General features: G+C 49.0%; 9 protein-coding genes. All 9 read right to left on the bottom strand.

Annotated features, from left to right (window positions below; all coding sequences use genetic code 11):
- The gene (pbfA, locus tag FAZ15_RS14850) at window positions 1-1,374 is read right to left on the bottom strand and encodes a (R)-1-hydroxy-2-aminoethylphosphonate ammonia-lyase (protein WP_136902119.1); all 1,374 of its coding nucleotides are present in this window, start codon (window positions 1,372-1,374) and stop codon (window positions 1-3) included.
- A gap of 158 nt (window positions 1,375-1,532) precedes the next feature.
- Window positions 1,533-2,702, bottom strand: coding sequence for a purple acid phosphatase family protein (locus tag FAZ15_RS14845; RefSeq protein ID WP_136902118.1), 1,170 nt, complete (start codon window positions 2,700-2,702; stop codon window positions 1,533-1,535).
- 19 nt (window positions 2,703-2,721) lie between these two features.
- The gene (locus tag FAZ15_RS14840) at window positions 2,722-3,192 is read right to left on the bottom strand and encodes a hypothetical protein (RefSeq protein WP_136902117.1); all 471 of its coding nucleotides are present in this window, start codon (window positions 3,190-3,192) and stop codon (window positions 2,722-2,724) included.
- A gap of 28 nt (window positions 3,193-3,220) precedes the next feature.
- A complete protein-coding gene (locus tag FAZ15_RS14835; protein ID WP_136902116.1) occupies window positions 3,221-4,849 on the bottom strand; it encodes a LamG-like jellyroll fold domain-containing protein in 1,629 nt (542 codons plus the stop codon).
- Between the two features lie 5 nt (window positions 4,850-4,854).
- Window positions 4,855-5,706: a DUF5007 domain-containing protein gene (locus FAZ15_RS14830; RefSeq protein ID WP_136902115.1), complete on the bottom strand. Its 852-nt coding sequence runs from the start codon at window positions 5,704-5,706 to the stop codon at window positions 4,855-4,857.
- A gap of 69 nt (window positions 5,707-5,775) precedes the next feature.
- On the bottom strand, window positions 5,776-6,408 hold the full coding sequence (locus FAZ15_RS14825; RefSeq protein ID WP_136902114.1) for a fasciclin domain-containing protein: 633 nt from the start codon (window positions 6,406-6,408) through the stop codon (window positions 5,776-5,778).
- Window positions 6,409-6,425: 17 nt separating this feature from the next.
- Window positions 6,426-7,955 (bottom strand): RagB/SusD family nutrient uptake outer membrane protein, encoded by a 1,530-nt coding sequence (locus FAZ15_RS14820; protein WP_162304965.1) that lies wholly within the window; start codon window positions 7,953-7,955, stop codon window positions 6,426-6,428.
- Window positions 7,956-7,993: 38 nt separating this feature from the next.
- Window positions 7,994-11,062: a SusC/RagA family TonB-linked outer membrane protein gene (locus FAZ15_RS14815; protein WP_162304964.1), complete on the bottom strand. Its 3,069-nt coding sequence runs from the start codon at window positions 11,060-11,062 to the stop codon at window positions 7,994-7,996.
- Window positions 11,063-11,105: 43 nt separating this feature from the next.
- Window positions 11,106-12,518, bottom strand: a complete 1,413-nt coding sequence (locus tag FAZ15_RS14810) for a RagB/SusD family nutrient uptake outer membrane protein (protein WP_136902111.1) — start codon at window positions 12,516-12,518, stop codon at window positions 11,106-11,108.
- Between the last annotated feature and the right edge of the window lie 6 nt (window positions 12,519-12,524).

Below are 12,524 nucleotides of genomic sequence, written 5' to 3'. Positions count from 1 at the left end.
TTAAAATAATTGATCTGTTGTAACCGCCAGTAATACGCTATCCAATATGCTCACGGCCTGATCTAGTTCCACCTTCGAAATGACCAAGGGCGGATAGAGCGACAGTACATTCCCGTCAGACACTTTTAAACTAAGCCCCCTTTCCAGACAGGCATATAATACCAGCTCAGCGGCTGCGTTATTTTTTTCCTTCGTCTTTCGGTCCTTTACCAGTTCCACAGCCCACAACAGCCCCACACCCCTTACATCCCCTACAATCGCATAGTTGGCTTTTAGCTCTTCCAGCCGGCTTCCGAAATAGTCGCCCATGACGTTCACCTGCTCCAAAATGTCGTTTTCTTCCATGAAATCAAGCGCTGCCAACGCAGCTGCAGCACCCAGCGGACTCTTTTCGTGTGTAAAATGACCTAAGGAAATCGACGAAGCTACATTAAGCTCCTCGCGACAGATCACAGCTGCCAACGGCATGATCCCCGCTCCTAATCCTTTACCCAATACCAGTATATCCGGTTGTATCTCTGCGTGCTGGTAGGCAAACATTTTTCCGGTCCGTCCCATCCCGATCGGGATTTCATCGAGTACCAATAGCACGTTGTACGTATCGCAGATTTCGCGCACCCGCTTCCAGTATGCTTTAGAGTGCACATGTACGACTGTACTTCGCACCGTCTCCACCACGAGCACGCCAATATCTCCCTCCTTCTGGATCACATATTCCAAGTAATCGGCGTAGGCCATATCCCCATCCGCAGCTGCCCGATCATACCACATGCCCCGATAAGAGTCTACCGGAGGCACATGTACACTTCCCGACATCAACGGGCCCAATCCCTGCTGAAAAACGTACTCTCCACCCAGGGCAATACTATCCATCGACGCGCCATGGAATGAGTCGTACATCGCAAGTGTCTTATACTTTCCGGTATAGAATCGTGCGATCTTCAAGGCCATTCCGATAGCTGAGGTTCCACCCGGCGCAAAAAGAACCCGCGTTAGCGCGTGCCCGGTTAAAGCAACCAACCGCTCTGCCAATGCAATAGCCGGCCGATTGGTAAACCGTCGTGGACAAAAAGCCAAAGTATCCAGTTGCGCTTTTACCCGCTCAATCACGTAGCTATTGTTGTAACCCAGCTGGTGTACATTGTTTCCATGAAAATCCAGATAATGCTTTCCCTGCAGGTTTTGGACATGTACCCCGTCGCTGCGCTCCAGTACGTCCAAACAGGGTGAGGACAGCGCCTGGTGCACAAACACCTGCGCATCGCGATCCAACGCCGATTGCGTTTCTTTATCCGTGATTTTTTCCGACCAACGCTTGCGTGCATCGCTCAGGTTGATATCACCCTCGGTTTGTAAGTGTTTTCGATTGCTCATTCAATTTGATATATGCGCCAAAAAGTTTAACAATACTAAACAAAGTTTATTAACTAAAGATCGCCTCCATGTTAAGAAATTATTAAAAAAGGGCAACTGAAAAACAGCTGCCCTTTACCCAACGAAATGCCGCTGGTATGCGTTAACTTAAAAAGAGATTACTTCTTTAATACAAATTGGTCAAACACATTTCCCCGCACATCAATTCCTTGAAAATGTAACTCGCCATTTACGACCCGTACATATCCGTAGTGGTGGTCGAGGAATAATTTGTTGGTAAACCACGATCTCCATGACGATGGTCTTTCCAATCCGCCGCCGCCGCCGCCCAAGGTCATGTAAATTGTTCCATTATCCAGGTCCACCTTATTGTTGCGCAACGGCCAAGTCCGTTCGTAGGTATGCACATGGCCATAGAATACGATATCCACATTGTATTTTTCGTACAGGGGTGCCAGATGCGCCAGCTTTGGGCTCCCTAAGGTCGATTTGGCCACACGCGTATTCCCGTAATCATCATCATCCGAAGAGTAAATAGGATGGTGATGTGAAACGATCTTCCATTTGGCGGTCGACTTGGCCAGATCAGCTTCCAGCTTCTTGTAGATTTCGCTACCTACTGAAACATCCTGATTGGAGTCGAACATAAAAAACTCCGTATTACCATAGACGAAACTGTAGCAACGTAGTCCATCCGGATGGCCCAGGTAGTTATGGTAATTCGGTGCGTCATTTTCATGGTTTCCGGGTACGGCGAACATGGCATATTTACTCATAAACTGTTGGCCCTGCGGGAAGAATTGCCCTACCCAGTTGCTCCTATCGTGTCCATTATCGACCTGATCTCCGCTGTGGATCGCAAAATTTGGTCTTTCCTTCTCCGCTATCTTCGCAATTTCGCCCCATACCGTAGGGTTAGGTACCCCTTGGGTATCCGAGAAAACAGCAAAAGCAAATGGAGAGTCTGCACGTACAGCCGTTTTAAATGGATAAATTGGGCTGCGTAAGGTATCCCCTGCCGTGCTCACGCTCACTGCACGGTAAAAATATTCCGTTTCAGGCTCCAATCCAGCTAAGTTTACAGTCTGTATGAGTACGTTATCCTTACCCTTCACTTTTTGCGAAAGCGCTGGTGACTTTACGTCAAACATCGCCTTACCATACTCCACATAGCCGCTAGTTGCTGCAGAAGTTTCCCATTTTACGGTCATTTGGGTCTGGGTAGACCACTGTAAGTACGGTTTCACGACGAAACTAGGACGTTCGGCCGCAAAAGCAAATTGCTGGCATAAGATGATCAGTCCGATTAAGTTGAATGTGTGTTTCATGTATTTATTTTTATAGTAATTATTGACGCGATAATGTGACCCGAAAGTCGCCTTTTCCTGTTTCTCCCGTTTCGGTATTTTCCCATCCCATGTAAAAAGACAGCGTCATGCTGTTTGCATTGACTTTCACATCGAACTCATCCACCGGTGTTGTTCCTTGCAGCAAGACTTTGGCCTGTTCTTCCGTGCCCGATACGGACCAGGCACTTTCGGTTGCGCTAAATACAATCGGACAGTCCTTTCCCAAAAAAGCTTTTGGATTACCGGATTCATCCATGGTAAATACCAGACGCATCTCACCGAAAACTTCCGCGGGCACTTCCGGCGGTGTCACGATCTGTACCGGCTTGGCCCAGGTACCACTGATGCGGCCAGCCAGCAGCTGTTCGGGATTTCCTACCGTTCCATTCATCACCTCCTTCTCGCAGGAGCTACCCCATAACAGCACCGTAAGGAACAGTGCGAGGTTGAAAATATATTTTATGTTCATATGCCTAATCGATTAAAAAATTACGTAATCAGTTCACTTTAAATAAACGGAAGGGCACATTCGACTTCAATGTACTTCCGTCGAGGTTCCATGCACCATCGACACGGATACCCATATGGCTCAGCACGTTGACGGCCACATCGGTAAGACCGACCGGATAATACGGCTTGCGCTCCGTTGCCGGACCAACCAGTTCCGCATGGTTATTTTTCCCACTGTAATCCGTTAACACCGCACCCCTCACCTCATCCAATTTCAGGTACAGGTTTAAAAAGTTCAGATGCGGGTGGTTGCTCTTCTCGATATGCTGCAGGTACATATAATTTTTTATGGTCTCCTGCGACAAAGCTGTCGTCCATATACGCACCTCATTAAAAGACCCCGCCCAATTCGGTGCTCCGCCGCCGTAGGTACCCGTTCCATCCTGTGCCATATAGATGTAATTAAATGGCGATGCCATTTGATCGGTCTCCTTATACGTCAACGCTGCTCCGCCCACACGTTCGCCATCTTGGTATACAATACACTCTTTGGTTTTATCAAATGTCACGGCTATATGATGCCATTTGCCATCCTCTATGGGTTTAGACGATCCGATATCGTAGCGCGACCGTTGCGTATTGGCAATGTTGATCTTCCATGACGAGCCACTCCGGCAGATCACGAATCCCGGATTGCCACCCGAGTCCCAGTCTTTATCGCCCATAATGGATGGGTCACTGGAATTTGCACCCGCTTTGATCCACATCTCGATCGTAAACTTATCCATTCCCTGTAAACCGGTACCCGCAATAGGAATCCGTCCATAGGTTCGGTCGCCGGTCGGCGCCTTGTTTATTGTCAGAAAATTATCGCTATTCTCTTTAGCGACCATGTTTGTGGTCAGCAGTTCTTTATTATCCAGATCAGCCCCCGAAAAGATAACGGGCACCTTTAGTTCCTCCATCGTACTGTTTGTAGCCAGGCCGCTTTCCGAACCACCATGCGTCGATACAACAAAAATAGCCCAGTTCTCGTCCGCATACGTTGCCCTGCTTTGTATGACATCTAGCAGTTGCGCGATATAGGTATCCACCTGCTGGATGGCCAATACATAATCCGCTTTTCGGAGCTGATAGCCGTGCAGCAAGCCTACCTCCTTGGGGCTGCTGAACTGCACAAACACCGCATCTGCGGACTGTCCCCCCAAGACCTCTTTGGCCTGATCAAACACCTGTACATCCGAGCCCTGGCTATACTTCAAATCAGCATCGCTGTTCAATACCGTATTGATTTCCGGCTCGCGTACGATAGATGCGATGCGGATAGCCGGAAGCTGGCTTTTTATACGTTTTACCAGCGAAGGATACTGATCCAGGTGATTACCGGCGAAGGAGTTCGCTTGGCGTACACCATGTTTATCTACGCCGACGCCTGTTAACAAGGTCGACCAGCCCGTTGTCGAGTTAGCGGGCAGCCCGCCATATCCTTCCTTACTGTAGGAAGCATCGGCAATTAGCTTATCCAGTCCCGGCGTTGTTGCATAATCTAGCGCGGTGTAGATCATACCATCCACGCCAATCACCAATATTTTCTTCGTTTTTGCCGTCTGCGCAAACGAAAAGCCCGTTGCGATCATATAGAGCGCTACGGCCCAAAAAATCCATCTATAGTTCATAACGATTATTTAAAAAGCTTGATAACATAACTTCCCGGTCTGCCCAGTACAAAATTCATATTCTCGGTAACGTAAGTGGTATTCACCACACCCCCCACTTCTTCTATGATCTGCCAGGAGCAATAGGTATCGGCAGATTTCACCGGAAAATTCACTTTCCAAATTTCTCCTTCGGGAGTATCGTTTACAAACGTACCCTTAAAGCCCGAAGCCCTATTGGCCGTAAAATCAATGCGGTCGCCGGGCAAAGGTGTACCATCTAAGTGCGCCACAAAGCGAATCTGGTTTGGCGCATCCGCCACACGCTCAATTTCGGGGGCCTTCGTCATTCCAGTAGACCAGCTCGCCACTTCGTACTCCTTAAACTCGATAACAATTGCATCCCGCAACAAGGTGCTACCCGACGTGTTGGATACGCGGATATCAAAGTGGTATTCGCCCGCCGGAATACGATTTCCCTCCAGGATTTCGAGCTTTCCCGTAAATAGGTTTAGCGATACCGCCGGCTTCATGACCGTGTCCGTTTTCAGGCGCAGTTCCTCTTCCGATTCGCCACCGACAATCGGTGCGTTATAGGAAACCACCGCTATCTCCTCATCGAATGACGATATCTCAAGACCATTGGTCTCCCATACGTTTACGATCTCAAAGTTCAATGGCAGGGTCGAGCTGGAGGAAAGAAAATCGCCGATATTCTGCCCCATACCCGATATAGCATACTGTTTTCGGTTCTTATAGCGAACATCGGGTGCTATACTTCCCAAGCTAGGCACCTCCGTACAACCGATTGGCAGTAATGCAGCTCCGATTATAAAAAGGATAAAATTTATTGTCAGCTTTCGCATATCAGTTTTCATTAGACTGTAATTTATTTTTTAACGATTATGATGACCATCATCAGGAGTCCGATCTATCTGCTGTTTATGTTAGTTAAATCCAAAAATATGGGTATCCGAAATCAGCACATGCACCGTCCCTGTCGTGGTTGCCACATCCGTAACCACAACCTTCGCAGGCGAGTAAAACTCCGGCGTAGCAGGCGGGTTTAGGTTCACCGAATAGATCATGTAGGCAGCCCCCATGTTGATATTACCCAGGTAATCTTCCCGCACCAGATTAAAGCGCGCCTTTTTATCACTTAATGTCGTCGAGTAGGAATACACCGTCGAAAGATCCGACCGTACGATCTGTTCGTTCGGAATGATGTAATCGGAAATGTATCCTGCCATCTCTGCCATATCCCCGGCCGGTATCGCTTCCAGTGTTTTGGGTCTATTTTCCGGATCAGGATATTTCAGTAACAGGTAATTGTATATCGAATAATTCTGCGGCGCGAAAAAGGTACTGCCTTTGCGGTTTACCTCTTCCTCCATATTATTCAGTTTAATCAGCGTCGTTAAGGTATCGAATAGCGCCGGTTGGCTTTCGAGGTAACTCATCGTCGTACCTTCGTATACCCCGATCTGATTGTCCAAAAGTCCGCCATCATTGTAATATGCATCATCGCATCCCGATAACAGGATACCGATACAACAGCATAGGGAGAGAAATAATTTCATAGCCTTATTTTTAGTGGTTATTGATTAAACTGCCAGTAATAGGTTTGCTCCATATTCGGATTGTTGGCAAAAGCCTCGTCACTCACAGGGAAGAAGCCGGCACCGTCTTTCTCGGCCTGTTCGCTGACGAAGGGATTGAATTCATGCAAACGCCCCAGCCTTACCAGGTCGTATACGCGGTGGTATTCGCCAATCAGTTCGCGTCGGCGTTCGGCCAGGATCTCTTCAATCAACAAGGGCTGATCTTCCCGTGTAAAGCGCGGAATATCTGCGCGCTCCCTTACCAGGTTGAGATAGGTGATAGCGTCTCCAAGACGGTTCAAGCGGGCATCTGCTTCCGCTTTGAGTAACAACAGGTCCGCATACCGAAAGATCGGCACAGGCGAATCCATCCGGTTGTAGGAGCGATCTTTGACCTTTCTAAATTTGGCAAACATAATCTGGCGTTCCCCATTCTGTAAGGGATCATCAAAGATCGGACGCAGTTCGCTCGCGCTACCCGAGAAATCAATGCTTTGGAAAAACTCGGCTACCCGTTTGTCTGATCCATCGCGGGCGTAATCCGGGAATATCTCCAGAATTTTTGACTTCGGCACCGCCAATGAAAGGTTAGAACGATCGGTATACGGATTTGTCAGATAATAGGTTAAAATATGACCGTAATAATCTGAAAACTCACCAAACTGATTATCGTAATATAGCTGAAATACCACCTCGTTTGATTCCCCTTTATCAAAGAGGTTTCTAAATTCCGAAATCGGGGCCAGGTCAAACTTCTCCGATCCAATGATCAGCTGCAATTTATCAGAAGCCAGTTCGTATTCGTTCAGCCACATGTAGGCATGGGCCTGTAAAGCCAGTGCCGCACCCTTAGTACCGCGCGACATAGACAGCTTACGCGTCATATCCTCATATTCCCACGGAAGGTCAGGGAGCGCTATTTCAACCTCGTCTGCGACCATCTTCATCACCTCGTTAAGCGGCTCGCGTCCCAGTGGCTCTACGTTGCGTGCCTGCAGATTAACCGGTACATCACCCCATATGCGGGCTGCATAAAAGTGCGACATGGCCCTTAGAAAACGAGTTTCTGCGAGCAGTTCCGCCTTTCTATTTTCGGCAAAGCCATCGTTGATCTCCGGTACGCGTTCCAGCACCAGGTTACACTGTTCAATGGCACGGTAAAAAAGGCGCCAGTTCGTCATGGGCTCCAGCTGCGTACGGGCAATCAGGCGATTCTCAAATCCGGCCTGCCAGTCGCCATCGTTATTCGGCGTGATCCAATCGCCCGAACGGGCATCGCCCCAGAAATAATAGTCGCCCCAAGACCCGGCGCGTGTGGTGGATGGGGTATCATCTTTGGTGAGACCAGACAAACCACGTCGGAAGATAGAGAATGCTGCCGCAACCGCCCCTTCCGCATCGCTGGCATTTTGCCAGGCCTGATCTTCGGTAACCGTATTAATTGGAAGTTCGTCTAGCCAATCCTTGCAGCTCGAAAGCGTCAGGATCAGAACAGCTAGCGCCGCTAAGAGAATATTGTTTTTCATACCTGTATTGCTATTTGTATACATAAACCATCAATTTTTTAAAGTCCCAGGGAAAGGCCGAATAACACCATCCGCCGCATCGGGTAGCCACCCGAATTATCAAACCCATCGGGTGTAACCAGCTCTGCGTCCGGACCACTGTAGTTTTGGAAAGTCACCAGATTATCTACCGTGCAGTACACGCGTACCCGGTCGAACGGAATCCGCTTGAGCAGCAGTTTCGGTACGGTATACGCCAAGGTGGCCGACTTGATCTTGAAATACGATCCATCTTCCACATATTCCGAATCATAATTCACGATCTGCGAAGCGTCGTTCCACGGATTTAGTGTTGGATAACGGGCCTGGTCACCGCTTTTTTCCCAGATGGAATAGCGGTCAAAATCGGGCATCGAAGACGTACCGGCGAAGTCCTTACCAAACCGTAACCTATCCAGAAGTTCGGTATTGACGATGTCGCGACCAATGACAAACGTCGATACCAGATTAACAGAAAAGCCCTTATAATAAAAGTCGTTTGTCCATCCGCCCGTCCATTTTGGGTTGGGGTCTCCAGCTAATACGCGGTCGTCCACATCGATGATAAAATCATCGTTCTGATCTTTAAAATTCCGGTCGCCTACCGCCAACTTTTTGTTCTGCAGGCCGACTAGGCGTCTACCTGTTTTGGCGTCGACCGGAATTTCATGTTCACTTTGGTAAATCCCCTGGGATTCGTAGAAAAAGAACCCGTTCAAGGGTGCACCGGAGCGTACGATCGATCCAAAATCCTGTCCCGACGTACTGATCTTGATGATATCCGCATTTCCATCGGGAAGGGCGACCACACGGTTTTTGTTGTATGCAAAATTAAGTCCCATATTCCAGCTGAAATCCCTAGTCGATTTCAGGTTGGTATTTAGCGTAAATTCCACTCCCCGATTCAGCACATCAGCTGCATTGCGATATACCTCATTATAACCCGAAGTTGTCGGCAACGCTGTGGTTAACAGCAATCCTTTCGTCAACTTCTCGTACACGTCCACCACTACTTCTACCTTGTTATTAAAGAGCGACAGATCTAGACCGATATTGCCCATCTGACTTTTCACCCAGGTGAGGTCTTCATTTTTAAAACCGTTGTACCAGGTCGGTGTAAAACCCCCAATACCGCCGTATGTAATCTCCAAGAGAGATTGATACCGATCCAGTGAACCACCATCCATCAGCCCCAGGGCTAGGTAATTCTCATCCCAGGTAGTACCTGAAAGACCGTAGCTACCCCGTATTTTACCGTTGTTCAACCATTCCCAATCCGCAAATAAGCTTTCTTTGTTGAAGTTCCAACCAGCCGATACCGAAGGGAATAATCCCCAGCGGTTAGCCTGTCCAAATTTGGAGGATCCGTCCGTACGGATAGAAGCACCCAATAGGTATTTCTGTTGAAAGGAATAATCCACGCGGCTGAAATAAGACAGTAAGGTATTCGCGCCGTAGTTGCTCGTACCGATATCATTTTCTCCAGGCCATTTCACGCTGGTGGATAGCAAGGGCGCACTGGCTACGCTGCTCACATTGGTCACTTTTGATTCCATTTTTTCGGCACTCTGCCCTACCAAGATGCTTAGGCTGTGGCCATCGCCAAAGCGGGGCGTATAATTAAGGGTATTTTGAAACAGCAGGTTGCGGTTCTCCCCTACACCACTCTCATTCGTACCCCATAAGGTGCGGCGGGACTGGCTGAATGCGTCTCTCATGGCCCGCGTATATTCCAAGCTCAAACTCACCTTATACATCAGGTCGTTTACAATCTTCCAAGACACGTCCGAACTGAAGCGGATACGGTCGTTTACGTTGGCATTCTTACCCAGTCCATACACTTCTGTACCGGCCACCATCGGATTAGTGGGCAAAGGCATTAAGGATGAAAAATTAGTAGACAGATTTCCAGGATTACGAGTCTGATCCGTACGCGAGAGCGCTAAGGTATTGTTGATCACCAGCGCGTTGTTTAACGCGTTAAAGGTGGTATTGGTCATCGTACTATACCGTTTAAAGCCTGTATTAAATAAAATCCCTTCGCTATCTAGGTAGCCTAGACTTACGCTATACTGGCCAAAATCACCCGCACCGCGTACCGAGGCATTGTAATCCTGCGTTACGGCCGTATTGTACAGGTAATCCTGCCAATCGGATGAGTTGTTGTAAAATGGATTGGTTACATCGGTGTACATGCTCGGCATGGCCACACCATAAGGCGCATAAAGCTCATATAGGCGGGCCACCTGTTCCCGTTCTTTCTGCCCCCCTGCCACATCCAGCAAGCGGGGTACAAAATTAATACCCGTACGGCTGTTGATATTGATCTGCGGCTTGCCTCTTTTCCCTTTCTTGGTCGTAATTAAGATCACCCCGTTGGCCGCCCGTGAACCATATATGGCCGCAGCATACGCATCCTTCAATACCGTTACCTCCTCGATGTCGCTTGGGTTAAGATCCGCCAGTACATTGGTGCTGGTTACCGCAAATTCATCACTCGTACGGGAGATAATCGGCACGCCATCCACGACATATAAGGGCTCCGATATGGCCGAACCGTCGTCGCGGCTTACCGCAGCCAACCCACGGATTATCACATTGGGTGTGGCACCCGGTTCGCCGGAATTCAGCTGGATATTGACCCCCGCCACGCGGCCCTGCATCATCGATTCAAACGACTCGGCCACCTGGTTTTCTGTAATCTCTTCCATTTTAAGCGTCGAGACCGCTCCCGTAAGCTCCTTTCGCGTCTGCGAACCGTATCCAACCACCACGACATCATCGATCCGGGATTGGTTTTCCTCCAGTTCGATCAGCAGCCTGTCGGTAGCCGCATAAACACGTTCCGTAGCTTTAAAACCCACCGAGCTTGTTACGATGACGTCGCCCTGCTGGAGCATCAGGGTAAATACCCCTGCATCATCCGTTTTTGCACTGCGCGTCGTACCTTTCACCTTGATGGTAGCACCCACAATGGCGTTCCCTTGCTGATCCACGACTTTCCCTGACTTTACCCCTTGCGCCATGAGGAGTACGGGGATTGTCATCATCCAGAACAGAAAATATATACCTTTTACTATTGCCTTCATTTGCATCTATGTTACATTCGTAATTATCACTTTCAGTTATCTCTTAGTTAGACCAGTATTCATTTTGCGCGAGTCCATTCGTTTGTATACTTTGCGCCGACAAGGGCCAATAGGCCGCTCCCTGAGCCAAATCGCCTTCCGTATACGAAGGAAGGAACTGCCCGACCTTATCGAACCGGATCAGGTCAAAGAAACGCTGCCCCGACCCCATCAGTATCCGCTGCCTTTCGCGTAGCAGGGCATCGGCAAACGTACCCGCAGTGAGCAGTGCATAGTTTTCCGTCGCGCCCGCAGTGAGCAGTGCATAGTTTTCCGTCGCGCCCGCAGCCGCCGTCGTCAAATAGGATTTGGCAGCCTCCAGCTGTCCGGCGCGCCATGCCGCTTCCGCCATTAGCAGGTTGATCTCTTTCGTCGAGTAGATCATTAACAAGTCCTGTTTGGCAATAATTAAGGAAGCCGTCGTTCCCGTTGCCGGGATGGTAAACATCGACCTGCGCGTATCCCCTACGGGATAGATAGCCTCTAGTTTTTCCTTGGTTATGTGTATGGGGTTGCCGTTGTACGGTTGCTGCGTGATATCAGGGTCACTATCCTTACCAAGGGACAAGCCGAAGTTGGAAAGGCTGTCCGTACCCTGCCCTTCAAAAACAGCGGTCAATCCGTCATACGCTTCCTGGCCTTTACCCAGCCACAGTTGTTCGTGCGCCAGTAATAAACTTACCGCCGTCTTATTAAACCGCACCTCCGTTAGCGCCGTACTGACAATACCATCGTCGTTTAACAAGAGACGTGGCAATAAAGGTTTTGCTTCTGCTGCCCACTGTACACAGCGTGTCAGCACCTCTTGTTGGGTCAGTAACGTACCACGGTCCGCTGCCTCCGCAGAAGGCACCGCTCCCCAGATACGGGTGAGGTAGAAGTACGCCATAGACTTCAGCGCCAGTGCTTCGCCACGGTACAGATTATATTGGTAGCTGCTCAACAGCCCCCCTTTTGCGGGTCCTAATTTTTCGAGCAGGTGGTTCGCATCCTGTATGGCATCATAAAAATAGCCCCAGTCTGTGAGCTGCCTCAACGGTAAGGTACCGTTCGTTAATCGCTGTGCCGCCACATCATCCATCATATCTACCTCTAGGGTAAGATCACCGGCACGGCCTTCGCCGTACATCAACCAGGCATGGTTATGCAGCAGCGCCCGTCGCATATCCACATAGACGCCGACTACGGCCTGCTCGAGTTTCTGTGGCGAGTCGTAATAGTCAGTCGCTATGGTTCTATTCTCCACTTCGTCAATGGTGAGGTAATCCTCACAGGAGGAGAATATGAAAGGTAACAAGGCTACGAGCGCACACCATGTTATAGGCTTTATTTTATTCATGACCGTATTTTTTATGTCGTTTATCTGGAAGGAGTCCGTATTCCGGATACCGCAACCTCCTATTGAATTGATTCTCATATCGCG

The organism is Sphingobacterium olei (assembly GCF_005048855.1).
Classification (GTDB): Bacteria; Bacteroidota; Bacteroidia; order Sphingobacteriales; family Sphingobacteriaceae; genus Sphingobacterium; species Sphingobacterium olei.
Note: the sequence above shows the minus strand (reverse complement) of the source record. Positions and strands in the feature narration are given on the sequence as shown.